Annotated in this window: 16 protein-coding genes; 12 read left to right on the forward strand and 4 right to left on the reverse strand. The window is 67.0% G+C overall.

Going from position 1 to position 13,823, the window contains the following annotated elements; translation table 11 throughout:
* The first annotated feature begins 5 nt into the window (after positions 1–5).
* A complete protein-coding gene (locus ACJ4V0_RS13355) occupies positions 6–989 on the forward strand; it encodes an ABC transporter ATP-binding protein (protein ID WP_448300077.1) in 984 nt (327 codons plus the stop codon).
* Entirely contained in the window at positions 986–1,987 is a 1,002-nt protein-coding gene (locus tag ACJ4V0_RS13360; protein ID WP_448300078.1) for an ABC transporter ATP-binding protein, read from the forward strand. Before ACJ4V0_RS13355 ends, ACJ4V0_RS13360 begins: the two co-directional genes overlap by 4 nt.
* Positions 1,988–2,054: 67 nt before the next feature.
* Here the strand turns inward: ACJ4V0_RS13360 and hppD are convergent, their stop codons facing one another.
* Positions 2,055–3,185: a 4-hydroxyphenylpyruvate dioxygenase gene (gene hppD, locus ACJ4V0_RS13365; RefSeq protein ID WP_448300079.1), complete on the reverse strand. Its 1,131-nt coding sequence runs from the start codon at positions 3,183–3,185 to the stop codon at positions 2,055–2,057.
* A gap of 123 nt (positions 3,186–3,308) precedes the next feature.
* Here hppD and ACJ4V0_RS13370 point away from each other — a divergent pair, with 123 nt between their 5' ends.
* The 7 genes from ACJ4V0_RS13370 (at position 3,309) to ACJ4V0_RS13400 (ending at position 7,855) form a co-directional block, all read left to right on the forward strand.
* Positions 3,309–3,788, forward strand: coding sequence for an Lrp/AsnC family transcriptional regulator (locus ACJ4V0_RS13370; RefSeq protein WP_448300080.1), 480 nt, complete (start codon positions 3,309–3,311; stop codon positions 3,786–3,788).
* 87 nt (positions 3,789–3,875) lie between these two features.
* Positions 3,876–4,442 carry a hypothetical protein gene (locus tag ACJ4V0_RS13375; RefSeq protein WP_448300081.1) on the forward strand — a complete coding sequence of 189 codons (567 nt, stop codon included), beginning with the start codon at positions 3,876–3,878 and terminating at the stop codon, positions 4,440–4,442.
* 78 nt (positions 4,443–4,520) lie between these two features.
* The gene (locus ACJ4V0_RS13380) at positions 4,521–4,883 is read left to right on the forward strand and encodes a nuclear transport factor 2 family protein (protein WP_448300082.1); all 363 of its coding nucleotides are present in this window, start codon (positions 4,521–4,523) and stop codon (positions 4,881–4,883) included.
* A 94-nt stretch (positions 4,884–4,977) separates the two neighbouring features.
* Entirely contained in the window at positions 4,978–5,607 is a 630-nt protein-coding gene (locus ACJ4V0_RS13385; protein ID WP_448300083.1) for a bifunctional 4-hydroxy-2-oxoglutarate aldolase/2-dehydro-3-deoxy-phosphogluconate aldolase, read from the forward strand.
* Positions 5,608–5,707: 100 nt separating this feature from the next.
* Positions 5,708–6,685 carry a tellurite resistance TerB family protein gene (locus tag ACJ4V0_RS13390; RefSeq protein WP_448300084.1) on the forward strand — a complete coding sequence of 326 codons (978 nt, stop codon included), beginning with the start codon at positions 5,708–5,710 and terminating at the stop codon, positions 6,683–6,685.
* 112 nt (positions 6,686–6,797) lie between these two features.
* A complete protein-coding gene (locus ACJ4V0_RS13395) occupies positions 6,798–7,355 on the forward strand; it encodes a permease (RefSeq protein WP_448300085.1) in 558 nt (185 codons plus the stop codon).
* On the forward strand, positions 7,352–7,855 hold the full coding sequence (locus ACJ4V0_RS13400) for a hypothetical protein (RefSeq protein ID WP_448300086.1): 504 nt from the start codon (positions 7,352–7,354) through the stop codon (positions 7,853–7,855). Before ACJ4V0_RS13395 ends, ACJ4V0_RS13400 begins: the two co-directional genes overlap by 4 nt.
* A 7-nt stretch (positions 7,856–7,862) precedes the next feature.
* Here the strand turns inward: ACJ4V0_RS13400 and ACJ4V0_RS13405 are convergent, their stop codons facing one another.
* From ACJ4V0_RS13405 to ACJ4V0_RS13415, 3 genes are read right to left on the reverse strand one after another with little or no spacing between them, the layout of a single operon-like run.
* Positions 7,863–9,044, reverse strand: a complete 1,182-nt coding sequence (locus ACJ4V0_RS13405) for a pyridoxal phosphate-dependent aminotransferase (protein WP_448300087.1) — start codon at positions 9,042–9,044, stop codon at positions 7,863–7,865.
* 30 nt (positions 9,045–9,074) lie between these two features.
* Positions 9,075–9,467, reverse strand: coding sequence for a type II toxin-antitoxin system VapC family toxin (locus ACJ4V0_RS13410; RefSeq protein ID WP_448300088.1), 393 nt, complete (start codon positions 9,465–9,467; stop codon positions 9,075–9,077).
* Positions 9,464–9,736 carry a type II toxin-antitoxin system VapB family antitoxin gene (locus tag ACJ4V0_RS13415; protein WP_448300089.1) on the reverse strand — a complete coding sequence of 91 codons (273 nt, stop codon included), beginning with the start codon at positions 9,734–9,736 and terminating at the stop codon, positions 9,464–9,466. Before ACJ4V0_RS13415 ends, ACJ4V0_RS13410 begins: the two co-directional genes overlap by 4 nt.
* A 185-nt stretch (positions 9,737–9,921) precedes the next feature.
* Here ACJ4V0_RS13415 and ACJ4V0_RS13420 point away from each other — a divergent pair, with 185 nt between their 5' ends.
* The 3 genes from ACJ4V0_RS13420 to ACJ4V0_RS13430 all read left to right on the forward strand — a co-directional run bounded on the left by ACJ4V0_RS13420 (position 9,922) and on the right by ACJ4V0_RS13430 (position 13,820).
* Positions 9,922–11,724: an IlvD/Edd family dehydratase gene (locus ACJ4V0_RS13420; protein WP_448300090.1), complete on the forward strand. Its 1,803-nt coding sequence runs from the start codon at positions 9,922–9,924 to the stop codon at positions 11,722–11,724.
* A gap of 100 nt (positions 11,725–11,824) precedes the next feature.
* Positions 11,825–12,658, forward strand: coding sequence for an isocitrate lyase/PEP mutase family protein (locus tag ACJ4V0_RS13425; protein ID WP_448300091.1), 834 nt, complete (start codon positions 11,825–11,827; stop codon positions 12,656–12,658).
* Positions 12,659–12,671: 13 nt separating this feature from the next.
* A complete protein-coding gene (locus ACJ4V0_RS13430; protein WP_448300092.1) occupies positions 12,672–13,820 on the forward strand; it encodes a GNAT family N-acetyltransferase in 1,149 nt (382 codons plus the stop codon).
* Positions 13,821–13,823 lie beyond the last annotated feature (3 nt).

Consider the following 13,823-nt stretch of genomic DNA (forward strand, 5'->3'; position numbering starts at 1 on the left):
CGCCGATGACCGCGCCCGTTCTCTCCGTCCGTGACCTCGTCGTCCAGTTCCCCACCCGCCGCGGGATCTTGACGGCGGTCGACCGCATCTCCTTCGACATCGCGCCCGGCGAGGTGCTGGGGGTCGTGGGCGAATCTGGCGCCGGCAAGTCGATGACCGGCGCCGCCGTCATCGGTCTGCTCGAACCGCCCGGCCGCATCGCCGGCGGCGAAATCCTGCTGACGGGCGAACGCATCGACAACCTTGCGCCCGAAGCCATGCGGCGCATCCGCGGCAAGCGCATCGGCATGGTCTTCCAGGATCCGCTGACCTCGCTGAACCCGCTCTACACGGTGGGCGAGCAGCTTATCGAGACCATCCAGACCCACACCAGCATGACCGGTAGCCAGGCGCGATCGCGCGCCATCGACCTCCTGACCGAGGTCGGCATTCCGGCGCCCGACAGGCGCATCGACGCCTATCCGCACCAGTTCTCGGGCGGCATGCGGCAGCGCGTCGTGCTGGCGCTGGCGCTCTGCGCCGAGCCGGAACTGGTCATCGCCGACGAACCGACGACCGCGCTGGATGTCTCCGTGCAGGCGCAGATCATCTCGCTCCTGAAGAACCTCTGCAAGGATCACGGCACCGCGGTCATGCTGATTACCCACGACATGGGGGTGATTGCCGAGACAGCCGACCGCGTCGCCGTCATGTATGCCGGACGGATCGCCGAGATCGGCCCGGTGCAGGACGTCATCAAGCGCGCCCGCCATCCCTATACCGAGGGGCTGATGGGCTCGATCCCTTCGCTCGACGCCACCGCCGACCGGCTGGTGCAGATCCCCGGCTCCATGCCGCGGCTGACCGCGATCCCGTCCGGCTGCGCCTTCAACCCGCGCTGCCCGAAGGTCTTCGACCGCTGCCTCACGGAGCGGCCGGAGCCCATGCCCGTCGGATCGACGCGAGTCGCCTGCTGGCTCTACGCCAATGACGCGGAGAAGGCGGCATGAGCGAGCCTCTCGTCACCGTCCGCAATCTGTCGCGCACCTTCGACGTGTCGAAGCCCTGGCTCAACCGTATGCTGGAGCGCGAGGAGCGCCGCCTGCTGCGCGCGGTGCAGGACGTCTCCTTCACCATCGGCCGGCGCGAGACCTTCGCGCTGGTGGGCGAATCCGGCTCCGGCAAGTCGACTGTCGCCAATATGGTGGTCGGTCTGCTCGAGCCCTCGGCGGGCTCGGTCGTCATCGACGGCGTCGATATGGCCCGCAAGGATGATGCGACCCGCCTGAAGGCGGTGCGGTCGAAGATCCAGATGATCTTCCAGTCGCCCTATGCCTCGCTTAATCCGCGCTGGCGCGTCGACCGCATCATCGCCGAGCCGATCCGCGCCTTCGGTCTGATGAGCGACGCCCGGGAGATAGAGGCGGAGGTCGGCCGGCTCCTGAGGACAGTCGGCCTGGATCCTGCCGACGGCACGAAATACCCGCACGAGTTCTCGGGTGGCCAGCGCCAGCGCGTCGCCATCGCCCGGGCGCTTGCCTCGCGGCCCGAATTCATCGTCTGCGACGAGCCGACCTCGGCGCTCGACGTGTCGGTGCAGGCGCAGATCCTCAACCTGATGCGCGACCTGCAGGACGAATTCGGCCTGACCTACCTGTTCATCTCGCACAACCTTGCCGTCGTTCGGCACATGGCGACGCGGATCGGCGTGATGTATCTCGGCCGACTCGTCGAGGTCGCGCCGGGGCGCCAGCTCTTTTCCGCGCCGCGCCATCCCTACACGCGCATGCTGCTCGACGCCGTGCCCGACCTCGACATGACGGGGCGCCCGCGCAAGCCGGTGCTCGGCGAGATCCCGAACCCGATCACGCCCCCATCGGGTTGCCCGTTCAATCCGCGCTGTCCGTTGGCCAACGGGCGCTGCCGGACGGAAGTGCCAGCCTCGATCTCGGACGAGTTCGGGACTGTCGCCTGCCATGCCGTGATAGAGGGGCGGCTGGCGGCGTGACCCCGAATGGGTGCGCGAGGGCGCCCCGCAGGACGCCCTCGCTGAAGTGGATCGTTCCGGTCGCCCCTCAGGCGGCCTTGCCGCCGATCACGCCACGGCGGATCTGGTCTTCCTCGATCGACTCGAAGAGCGCGCGGAAATTGCCCTCGCCGAAGCCGTCGTCGCCCTTGCGCTGGATGAACTCGAAGAAGATCGGACCGAGCACCGTGCCGGAGAAGATCTGCAGCAGGACGCGCGACATGCGCCCCTCCTTCTCGCCCACCGCCACCGCGCCCTCACCGTCGATGAGGATACCGTTGGCCTGCATGCGGTCGACGGGCTCGCCGTGGCCGGGGACGCGGGCATCGACCTTCTCGTAGTAGGTGACGGGCGGCGAGGGCATGAAGGGCAGGCCGTTGGCGCGCAGGGCCTCGACCGTCGCGTAGATGTCGCGCGAGCCGCAGGCGATGTGCTGGATACCCTCGCCCTTATAGAGCGCGAGGTACTCTTCGATCTGGCTCTTGTCGTCGAGGCTCTCGTTGATCGGAATGCGGATCTTGCCGCAGGGGCTGGTGAGGGCGCGGGACATGAGCCCGGTCAGCTTGCCCTCGATGTTGAAGAAGCGGATTTCGCGGAAGTTGAAGAGCTTCTCGTACCAGCCGGCCCAGAAATCCATGCGGCCGCGATAGACGTTGTGGGTGAGGTGATCGAGGTAGTAGAGCCCCGCGGGCTCGGGGTGCGCGTCGTGCGCGCCGGTCCAGACGAAGTCGATGTCGTAGATGGAGCCCTTGTCGCCGTAGCGGTCGACGAAATAGAGCAGCGAGCCGCCGATGCCCTTCACCGCGGGAATGGAGAGTTCCATCGGGCCGACCTTGCCGACATAGGGCTCGGCGCCGAGTGCGATGGCGCGCTCATAGGCGAATTTCGCGTCCTTCACCCGGAAAGCCATGGCGCAGGCGCAGGGGCCGTGCTCGGCGGCAAAGCCGGCCGCGAAGGAATCCGGCTCGGCGTTGACGATGTAGTTCACGTCGCCCTGGCGATAGAGCGTGACGTTCTTCGAGCGATGGCGCGCGACGGCGGTAAAGCCCATCAGTTCCAGCACCACCTTCAGAGAGTCGGGATCGGGGTGGGCGAACTCGACGAACTCGAAGCCGTCGGTGCCCATGGGATTGTGGGCACTGATTTCGGCAGGCGGGGCATCGTGGGGGAACGGACCCATGGCGTTTTCCTCCGGGGACAGGAACAGTTTCGGCAGTGTCGTGCGAGTCGGGCGCAAAGGGCGTGCGAATGTCACGAGAAGGAGGATATTGAACGCACGTTTCATGCGTGATTGACTGTCGAAATGAATGAAACAGTCGCCGTCGACGGGTTTGACCTTCGGTTGCTCGATGCCCTGCAGGCTGACGGCGCACGGACCAACCAGCAGCTTGCCGATCTGGTCCGCCTGTCGCCGAGCCAGGTCTCGCGCCGGCGCCAGCGGCTGGAGGAGGACGGGCTCATCCGCCGCTACCGCGCCGTCCTCGATGCGCCGCGTCTCGGCTTCGGCGTCACCGTCTACATCTTCGTGTCGCTGGCCACCCATTCGGGGCTGAATGCGAAGCGCTTCGCCGATCTGGTGCGGACCATGCCGGAGGTGCAGGAGGCGCACGCCATGACCGGCGATGCCGACTACCTGCTGAAGCTGGTGGTGCGGGACCTGAAGGGATTGTCCGTCCTGGTCAACGAGGTGCTGCTGCCGCACGAGAGCGTGGCGCGGGTGCGGTCCTCCATCGTGCTGGAGACACTGAAGGATGAACCGCGCCTGCCGCTGGCCGTGCGCTGATGGTGGCGCCCCGTGGCGGGGACGACATGGAATTGAAACGGCCCTATCCGATGGCTGGGCCGTCACCACAGCTTCTGGATCAGCTTCATGCCCGTGCAGCCTGCCGACAAAAACACGCATCTCTCCCGCCGCCGCCTGCTTGCGCTTGTGACCTGCATGGTGTCGGCCATGCTGATGCCGGCGTCGGCGCCGGCCCGCGCCCAGTCGTCCGGCTCGGCGGGGGTCGCGGCACATTTCGCTGGCAAGCACCCTGCCGCCTATTATCAGGAAGCCGCGAACCTGTTCAGGATTGGCCGCCGGGACGAAGCGGTGTTCCTGTTCTACCTTGGGCAGTTGCGCTATCGCAGCCACCTGCGCGCACGTCCCAACCTGCCGCCGGGCGGCGATGCGGCACTCTTTGCCTCGCTCTCAGAATCGGTGGGGCGACCGATCAATGAGTATGCCTTCGGCGACATTCCGGCCCTCGAGCGCGCGCTGACACAGGTCCTCGCCTTCGACCTCGCCTATCCCGACACGTTCACCGCGCCGGCCGAGTTTCCCGATGCCGTCCGGGTGAACCAGGAGGGACTGGATATGCTGCGGCGCCGGATCGTCGCGGACGCCGACAAGATCCGCGAACAGCGGCGCGCCAACGGCCTGCCCAATCGGAACTGAGCGCGACGGCTCCTGACGCGATCTGATTCGGCCGGGCCTATTGAATGCCGGACCCGTCACTGACCGAGAGGGCGCAAAGTGCCGAACCGCGACATCGTCGAGCGTTTCATCGCCCTGGTCGAGGCCAACGAGCACGTGCGCGCCATCGAGGAGTTCTACACCGAGGACGCTTCGATGCAGGAGAACCTCGGGCCGCCGCGCGTCGGGCGCGATGCGCTGGTCGCCCACGAGAAGGCGGCGCTCGCGCGGGTCGCCGGCGTCCACACACACAAGGTCAGGACGTTCCTGGTGGATGGCGACCACGTGGCGATCCATTGGGTCTTCGACTTCACCCTGCCCGACGGCACCGCCCGCCGCTTCGACGAGATGGCGCTGCAGACCTGGCGCGGCGAGAGGATTGCCGTCGAGCGCTTCTTCTACGATCCTTCAACGGTGAAGTGACGCGGGTCCAATCTTGACCGGCTTGCCGGGGTCGGCGCCCTTTCCCGTTCGCCCGCCCAGGTGCTACGTCTCTGCCATACCAGAGAGACGCTCCATGCCCCCAGACGCCCGCCCGCTGCTCGCTCTCGCGCCCGTCATCCCCGTGCTCACGATCAAGGACGCGTCGACGGCCGTGCGGCTCGCCCGCGCGCTGGTCGCCGGAGGCCTTCCCGTCATCGAGGTGACGCTGCGAACGCCCGTCGCCCTCGAGGCCATCCGCGCCATTGCGCGCGACGTGCCTGACGCAGTCGTCGGAGCCGGTACCATCACCCGCGCCGGTGATATCCAGGCGGCGACCGCCGCCGGGTCGCGCTTCCTCGTCTCGCCGGGCACGCCGCCTGATCTGGCGGATGCGCTGGCCAACCTGCCGGTCCCCGTGCTGCCGGGCTGCGCCACGGTCACCGAGGCCATGGCGCTCGCCGAACGCGGCTTCGCTGCGCTGAAGTTCTTTCCCGCCGAACCGTCGGGCGGCGCAGCTTTCCTGAAGAGCCTCTCGGGCCCGCTTCCCGGTCTCGTCTTCTGCCCGACCGGGGGGATCGATGCGGCGAAGGCGCCGTCCTATCTGGCGCTCGGCAATGTTGGCGCCGTCGGCGGGTCCTGGGTCGTGCCGGACGACGCGCTGGCATCCGGCGACTTCGCCCGCATCACGGCCCTTGCGAGGGCAGCGCGCGCCTTGCGGCCATGAACGACCGGCCGTGGCGACACGAATTCGGCGCAGTTGTCACACTTGCTGCAGGTCCGATCATGCATAGATCGGAGCGGGCGGAGCTTCAGGGAGACATCCGGTGACCGATATTTCCAGGATTTTGACGGCTGTTCTGTCGGGCGGAACGCAGCAGGGCGGTGCCGGCGGCCTTCTCGGCCAGCTTGCCGGCATGGCCGGCGGAGGTCTGCAGAACCCGGCCGGGCCGGGTGGCGCCGGCGCTCCCCAGTCCGGCGGTGGTCTTCTCGATCAGCTGGGCGCGGCGCTCCGCAATGCGCAGGTGCAGGGCGGCGGTGTTCAGTCGGCAGCGCCCTCCTCGGGCCAGCCGGGCAGCGGCAACCTGCTCGACCAGTTGATGGGCGCGCTGCGCAATGCGCAGTCCCAGGGCGGCGGAGGCCTCGGCGGCATGTTCGGCCAGGCGGCCGAGGTGCTGCAGAAGAATGCCGGTGGCTTTGCAGGCGGCGCTGCGGCCGGCACGCTGGCGGGTCTGCTCCTCGGCACTGGCGCCGGCCGGCAGATCGCTGGAACGGCGGCTCGGCTCGGCGGCCTCGCGGCCATCGGCGGCCTCGCCTATGTGGCGCTGCGCAACTACCAGCAGGGTAAGCCCGTGGTTCAGGGCACGATCGACGACGTGTCCGGCATGTTCGGGCTCGGGCAGGCCCCGCAGGGCTTTGCGAACGCCGGCGGCACGTCCGAAGACACCGCAGAAATCCTGCTCCGCGCCATGGTCGCGGCAGCTTATGCCGACGGTGAGATGTCCGCCGAAGAGCGCGCCATGATCGTCGGGCAGCTCGATTCCATGGGCCTCGGTCAGGCCGAGAAGAGCTATCTCGAGGGGGTTCTCGCTGCGCCCGTGAGCATGAAGATTATCGCAGCCTCCTGCACCACCGACGAGATGAAGGCGCAAGCCTACATCGCCGCCCAGCTCGGCGTGAACGTCGACACGCCGGCCGAGGCGAAGTTCCTGCGCGACTTCGCCCAGACGCTCGGGCTCGACGGGCAACTCGTCGCCCATCTCGACCAGGCGGCGGCCGAGGCGAAGGCGGCGCGCGGCGCCTGACCGCGCGGCGCACGCCTGCTGCGCCGGCCCGGAGGTTCCGGCGCATACTCCCGGAGACTAGATTGCGGGTGAGCCCTTTCGGGCTTGCCCGCATCCATATCCGGCCCGCCTCTTGTCAACGTCTCCCGACCCCCTTCCGAAGAAACCGCGGACCCTGTTCGACGGCTCGACCCTGTTCGTGCTGGCGCTGGTTCTGGCCGGCGCCGCCTTCGTCTATCAGCGCGACGGCCTTGCCGGTGTCCGCCATGTCCTGGCCGAGGACAGCTGGCTCTTTCTCGACATCCTGCCGAAGGTGCTGGCCGGCTGCCTGATCGGGGCCTTCGTCGCGGCGCTGCTGCCGCGTGAGATCGTATCGCGCTGGATTGGCGGCGATTCGGGGCTGACGGGCCTCGTCATCGCCACCGCCATCGGCGCCATCATGCCGGGCGGCCCCTTCACCATCTATCCGCTGGCGGGCGCGCTGCTCGCCATCGGCGCCGGCGTCGGCCCGGCGGTCGCCTTCGTCACGAGCTGGACGCTGATCGGCCTCAACCGCGCGATCATCTGGGAGGCGCCCTTCCTCGGCGTCGACTTCGTCACGACGCGCATGCTGGTCTCGCTGCCGATGCCGATCCTCGCGGGGTTCCTCGCCCACTCCCTCGGCCGCATCGTGCCGGGAGGGCCGCGATGAGCGCCACGCTCGCCGTTACGCTCATCCTGTGGCTGATCACTGCGACCCTCGCGCTCCTCGCTTGGCGGAAGGGCGAAACCGTGCTGGCCGACAGCACGCACAGCGGCGTGCTCGACTTCCTCTATCTCATCCCGCGCCTCGCCATCGGTGTGATCGGGGCAGGCTTTCTCGCCGCCCTGCTGCCGCAGGAGGTGGTCCGCTCATGGCTCGGTCCGGACTCCGGGATCGTCGGGCTGCTGCTGGCAACGCTCGCCGGCGCGATCACCCCCGGCGGGCCGGTGATCGGCTTTGCCATCGGTGCCTCGGCGCTGAAGAGCGGCGCCGGCTATCTCGCAGTCATGACCTACGTGACCGCCTGGGCCCTGTTCGCCTTCCAGAGGCTGATCGTCTGGGAATTGCCGGTCATGCCGACGCGCGTCGTCTGGCTGCGCGTCGCCGCCTCGCTGCCGCTGCCGATCCTCACCGCGCTGGCGGTGATGTTGGTGACGGGGCGGGGGTAGGGCGGCGTCAGCTGTTGCGCCGCTCGAGGAAGGCCTTCATCCGATCCAGTGCCTTCAGGATGTTCTCCGAGGAATTGGCATAGGAGAGGCGGATGTAGCCCTCGCCGTGGACGCCGAAGTCCGGCCCGCCGATGGTTGCGACGCCGGCATCCTCCAGCAGGGCGGAGGCGAGGGGCTTTGCCTTCCAGCCGGTCTCCGAGATGTTGGGAAAGGCGTAGAAGGCTCCCTTCGGCACGATGCAGGAGACACCGGGCAGCTTGTTGAGGCCGTCCACCACGAGCTTCCGGCGCGTGTCGAACTCGGCGACCATCTTGCCCACCGCGTCCTGCGGGCCGGTAAGGGCTTCCAGCGCCGCGAACTGCGAGGGCGCGTTGACGCAGGAGAAGGAGTTCACCGCGAGCTTGCGGGCGTATTCGTAGAGTTTGCCCGGCCAGACCGAATAGCCGAGGCGCCAGCCGGTCATGGCGTAAGTCTTCGACCAGCCGTTGAGCAGGATCGTCCGGTCGCGGATGGACGGGTAGGAGAGGAGGCAGACATGCTCCTCGCCGTCATAGACCATCTGGTCGTAGATCTCGTCCGACATGATGGCGACGTCGGGGAAGCGCTCGAAGCCCTTCACCAGCTTGTCGATCTCGGCCTTGGGCGTGACGCCGCCGGTCGGGTTGGCGGGCGAGTTGACGATGACGAGGCGCGTCTTCGGCGTGATCAGCGACAGCAGTTCGTCGGCGGAGAAGGCGAAGCCGTTCTTCTCGCGGATCGGCACCGGGATCGGCGTCGCGCCGGTGAACTCGATCATCGAGCGATAGATGGGAAAGCCCGGGTCGGGATAGAGGATTTCCGCGCCCGGCTCGCCGAACATCAGGATCGCCATGAACATGGTGACCTTGCCGCCGGGGACGATCATCACCTCGTCCGGCGAGACGGAAACCCTGAAGCGGCGGTCGAGATCGGCCGCGACGGCCTCGCGAAGCGGCAGGATGCCGTTGGCCGGCGTATACCCGTGGTGGCCGTCGCGGATCGCCTTGATGGCGGCCTCGGTGATGTTGGCAGGGGTGGCGAAATCCGGCTGGCCGATGCCGAGGTTGATGACGTCCTTGCCGGCCCGCATCAGCGCGGTGGCGCGGGCGAGAACGGCGAAGGCATTCTCCTCGCCGATGCGGTCGAAGTTCGAGACGGTCTGGAGGGTCATGGCGCGTTTCCGAATGAAGCGACGGCCGCGCTAGAGGGCGGCCTTCACATCGGTATGCCGGAAGTCGTCGCCCTTGAACAGGAGCGGGCAATCGAGGTGCTTCGCCGTCGCATAGCTGATGCAATCGCCGAAATCGAGCTGTGCTGGATGGCCAGTACCGCGGCCGTAGTGGGCGAAGGCGTCGGCTGCGAGACGCGCGACGGCCTCGTCGATCGTCTTGATGGTAACGGAAGCCATGGCAAGCAACTGATCGAGGTCGGCACGACCATCGGGGCGTCTTCGCAGCACCATGCAGGCTTCGAGATAGCAAGAGGCTGGGATTGCCGCCGCAGTCGCCGCTGCTAGGCATGTTCCGAAGGATTGGGCCTCCGGCTCATTCTGGATGACAGCAATCAGTGCCGAGGTGTCGACAAGGATCGTCACTTCGGCAGACCGTTTTCGTCATACATGTCCGCCTCGATCTCCCGGGCGATCCTGCGATCCTCGTCGGTCGTCTTGGCGGCCATCTCCGCCAGGAACGCGTCAAAGAAGGCCCTCCGCCGCGCGACCTCCTCGGGCGGAATCTCCGGGGCAGGCATCCTGGCGAACGCCTCCACGGCCTGAATGATCACGGCGGAAGGCCCGAGGCCGCGCTGTCTGCCAATCTGCTTGATCAACTCTTCTGCCGGTTTGTTGCGCAGGGTTATCGCCATCATCTTCTCCCATTGGAAGCATATGCTTCCGCAGCATATCACATCCTGTCCAGTCCTGCATGTCGGGCGCGCCGCTTTTGGCGTTGCAATCCGCCGGGTCCCGCGGTCAAATTGCTTCAAACGACGATGCCGCAGGCTCTTCAATCGATTTGAATGCTTCGCGGTGCAGCATTGGAGGAATGCACATGGCCCGCCGGAAAATGAAGCCCCATAACCTGCGCTCGCGGCAGTGGTTCGACAACCCGGACAATCCGGGAATGACCGCGATCTATCTGGAGCGCACGGTCAACTGGGGCCTCACGGTGGAAGAGCTGCGCTCCGGCAAGCCGATCATCGGCATCGCCCAGACGGGCTCGGACATATCGCCCTGCAACCGCCACCACATCGAGCTCGCCCAGCGCGTGCGCGACGGCATCCGCGACTCCGGCGGCATCCCGCTCGAGTTTCCGGTCCACCAGATCCAGGAGACGCTGAAGCGCCCCACCGCTGCGCTCGACCGCAACCTGCAATACCTGTCGCTGGTCGAGATCCTCTATGGCTATCCGATGGACGGCGTCGTGCTGATGACCGGCTGCGACAAGACCATGCCGGCCATGGTGATGGGCGCCGCCACCGTCAACATTCCGGCCATCGTGCTGTCGGGTGGGCCGATGCTCAACGGCTGGTGGAACGGCAAGCGCGCCGGCTCCGGCACGGTCGTCTGGGAGGCCCGCAAGCTGCAGGCCGACGGCACGATCACCTATGAGGAGTTCATCGACGTCGTCACCAAGTCGGCGCCCTCCATCGGCCATTGCAACACCATGGGCACGGCTTCGACCATGAACGGCCTTGCAGAGGCGCTGGGCATGTCGCTGCCCTCCTGCGCCGCGATCCCTGCGCCCTATCGCGAGCGGGGCCAGATTTCTTACGCCACGGGCCGGCGGATCGTGGAGATGGTCTGGGAGGACCTGAAGCCTTCCGATATCCTCACCCGCAAGGCCTTCGAGAACTGCATCGTTGCGAATTCGGCCATCGGCGGCTCGACCAATGCGCCGATCCACATCAACGCCATCGCCAAGCATATCGGCGTGAAGCTCGACATCGACGACTGGGAGAAGGTCGGACACGAGGTGCCGCTGCTGGTCAACATGCAGCCGGCGGGCGCCTATCTCGGCGAGGAGTATTTCCGCGCCGGCGGCCTGCCGGCGGTGATGAACCAGTTGCTCAAGGCGGGCAAGATCCACGCCGATGCCATCACCGCCAACGGCAAGACCATGGGCGACAACGTCAAGGACGCGGTCATTACCGACGAGGACGTCATCCGCCCCTATGACAAGCCGCTGGTGAAGGATGCCGGCTTCATCGTGCTGAAGGGCAACCTGTTCGACAGTGCCATCATGAAGACCAGCGTCATCTCGCCGGACTTCCGCAAGCGCTACCTGTCGAACCCCAAGGACAAGGACGCCTTCGAGGGCCGCGCCATCGTCTTCGACGGACCGGAGGACTATCACCACCGGATCGACGATCCGGCGCTCGCCATCGACGAGACCTGCGTGCTCTTCGTTCGCGGCGTCGGCCCGCTCGGCTATCCGGGCTCGGCGGAGGTGGTCAACATGCAGCCGCCCTCGGCGCTCCTGAAGAAGGGCATCCGCGACCTGCCCTGCATTGGCGATGGCCGCCAGTCCGGCACGTCGGGATCGCCGTCGATCCTCAACGCCTCACCAGAGGCCGGGGCCAATGGCGGGCTTGCCGTGCTCAAGACCGGCGACCGGGTGCGTATCGATCTGAAGAAGCGCTCGGCCAACATCCTCATCTCCGAGGAGGAGTTCGCGACGCGCATGGCGGAACTGAAGGCGAACGGCGGCTACAAGGTGCCGAAAAGCCAGACGCCGTGGCAGGAGATCCAGCGGTCGATGGTCAGCCAGCTGTCAGACGGCATGGTGCTGAAGCCGGCGGTGAAATACCAGAAGATCGCCCAGAAGCGCGGCGTTCCGCGCGACAACCACTGACGGGCCATCGCGTCCATCGATCCCTGACATCACGAAAAACGCGATTGTCGCGCGGCCCCGTCCGCGCGACTTTTGCATTTCAGAGGAAGGGAAGGGTCCGATGGACGTCTCGCCACAACGCGCCGTCTTCCGCCGCCTGCATGAGAGCGGCTGCTTCGTCATTCCCAATCCGTGGGACGTCGGCACCGCGATGATGCTGAAGCACCTCGGCTTCAAGGCGCTCGCGACCACCTCGGCAGGCTTTTCCTTCTCGCGCGGCCTACCCGATGCCGACTGGGCCGTGCCGCGCGACATGGCGCTCAGCCATATCGCCGAGATCGTGAAGGCGACCGACCTGCCAGTGAACGCCGATTTCGAATCCGGCTATGCCCGCGATCCCGAGGGGGTCGCGGACAACTGCCGCCTCTGTGCGGCGACCGGCGTTGCCGGGCTTTCCATCGAGGATCACGGCGACAGTCCCGACGAGGTGATCTATCCCCTCGACCTCGCCGTGGATCGCATCCGGGCCGCTGCCGAGGCCCTCAAGGGAACGGGTGTGCTTCTGACGGCGCGCTGCGAGGCGCATCTCTTCGGCCTGCCGGGCGCCCAGGCGACGGTGCTGCAGCGCCTCGTCGCCTATGCGGAGGCGGGTGCCGACGTGCTCTATGCCCCCGGCCTGCGCACGCCGGAACAGATCCGTGAGGTGGTGTCGGCGGTGGCCCCGAAACCGGTGAACCTGATCATATCCGCCCCCATCGGCTTGTCCGTCGCTGATGCCGCTGCGCTCGGCGTGCGTCGCATCTCCCTCGGTTCGGCGCTGGCGCGGGCGGCCTGGGGCGGCTTCCTCAAGGCCGCCCGCGAGCTCGCCGGCGACGGCACCTTCCATGCCCTCGCCGAGGCGGAGCCGTTTGGCGCACTCAACAGCTTTTTCCGCACCCATCACCCGCAGACCTGACCGGAGCCTTGCCTTGAACGCGCCCACATTCGGCTTCCCCGTCGATCCAACGCCGGCTCCGCGGCCAACCCACGTGACCCTCGAGGGGCGCTACTGCCGCCTGCGGCCGCTCGACCCGGCGCGTGACACCGATGGTCTCTATGCCCTGTCGCACGGGCCGGAAGCCGCTTGGCAATGGGCCTATCTCTTCACCGGCCCCTATGCCGACAAGGCCGATTTCGACACGCATGTGCGGACCATTGCTGCCGGCACCACAGATCCCGTCTATTGGGCGATCGCCGACACCGACGACCGCGCCATAGGCTGGCTGTCGCTGATGCGGATCGACACGACCCACCGCGTGATCGAGGTGGGATCGATCCTCTATACACCGGCGCTGCAGCGCACGCCGGCGGCGACCGAGGCCCAGTTTCTCCTTATGCAGTACGTCTTCGAGACGCTGGGCTACCGCCGCTACGAGTGGAAGTGCAACGACCTGAACGCGCCTTCGAAGAAAGCGGCCGTACGCTTCGGCTTCACCTTCGAGGGGCTATTCCGCCAGCACATGATCGCCAAGGGGGCCAATCGCGACACCGCCTGGTATTCGATGCTCGACTGCGAATGGCCGCAGCGGCGCCTCGCCTTCACCTGCTGGCTCTCGCCGGACAATTTTGACGCTGACGGCCGGCAGAAGGTGAGCCTGGCGGCGATGAATGAGATCACCGCCGAGGAGGGCGGCCTGACGCTGCGTCGCGCCACGCTGCGCGATGTCCCGGCCATCAAGGCGCTGAAGGACGTCTGCTACACCGAGAACGAGAAGATCATCGAGGTGACGTCGCTGCCGCGCATGGTCGACTATGCGCAGATCCTCGACACGCACGAGATCTGGGTGGCGGACGGAGAGGACGGCCTCACCGCCGCCACCGTGATCGAGCCCGGCGACGAAGGCGTGATCTACTCGCTGGCCGTGCATCCCTCACAGCAGGGGCGGCGCTACGGCGACGCGATCCTGGCATTTTCCGAGAAGCGGCTGATCGCGCTCGGTGCGCGCAAGCTGGCGTTGTTCACCCACGCCAAGCTGACCCAGCGCATCGCCTGGTACGAGCGCAAGGGGTTTGTCTGTACCTTCGTCGACGTGAAGCCCGACAGGCGCACGCAGCATATGGCGAAAGAGATCGCCTGAAGG

The organism is Phreatobacter aquiterrae, from assembly GCF_053471285.1.

Bases quoted from the DNA above. Each gene is read 5' to 3' on its own strand.
- ACJ4V0_RS13355 (WP_448300077.1), top strand. From the start codon at position 6: ATGACCGCGCCCGTTCTCTCCGTCCGTGACCTCGTCGTCCAGTTCCCC.
- ACJ4V0_RS13360 (WP_448300078.1), top strand. From the start codon at position 986: ATGAGCGAGCCTCTCGTCACCGTCCGCAATCTGTCGCGCACCTTCGAC.
- hppD (WP_448300079.1), bottom strand. From the start codon at position 3,185: ATGGGTCCGTTCCCCCACGATGCCCCGCCTGCCGAAATCAGTGCCCAC.
- ACJ4V0_RS13370 (WP_448300080.1), top strand. From the start codon at position 3,309: ATGAATGAAACAGTCGCCGTCGACGGGTTTGACCTTCGGTTGCTCGAT.
- ACJ4V0_RS13375 (WP_448300081.1), top strand. From the start codon at position 3,876: ATGCCCGTGCAGCCTGCCGACAAAAACACGCATCTCTCCCGCCGCCGC.
- ACJ4V0_RS13385 (WP_448300083.1), top strand. From the start codon at position 4,978: ATGCCCCCAGACGCCCGCCCGCTGCTCGCTCTCGCGCCCGTCATCCCC.
- ACJ4V0_RS13400 (WP_448300086.1), top strand. From the start codon at position 7,352: ATGAGCGCCACGCTCGCCGTTACGCTCATCCTGTGGCTGATCACTGCG.
- ACJ4V0_RS13405 (WP_448300087.1), bottom strand. From the start codon at position 9,044: ATGACCCTCCAGACCGTCTCGAACTTCGACCGCATCGGCGAGGAGAAT.
- ACJ4V0_RS13415 (WP_448300089.1), bottom strand. From the start codon at position 9,736: ATGGCGATAACCCTGCGCAACAAACCGGCAGAAGAGTTGATCAAGCAG.
- ACJ4V0_RS13420 (WP_448300090.1), top strand. From the start codon at position 9,922: ATGGCCCGCCGGAAAATGAAGCCCCATAACCTGCGCTCGCGGCAGTGG.
- ACJ4V0_RS13425 (WP_448300091.1), top strand. From the start codon at position 11,825: ATGGACGTCTCGCCACAACGCGCCGTCTTCCGCCGCCTGCATGAGAGC.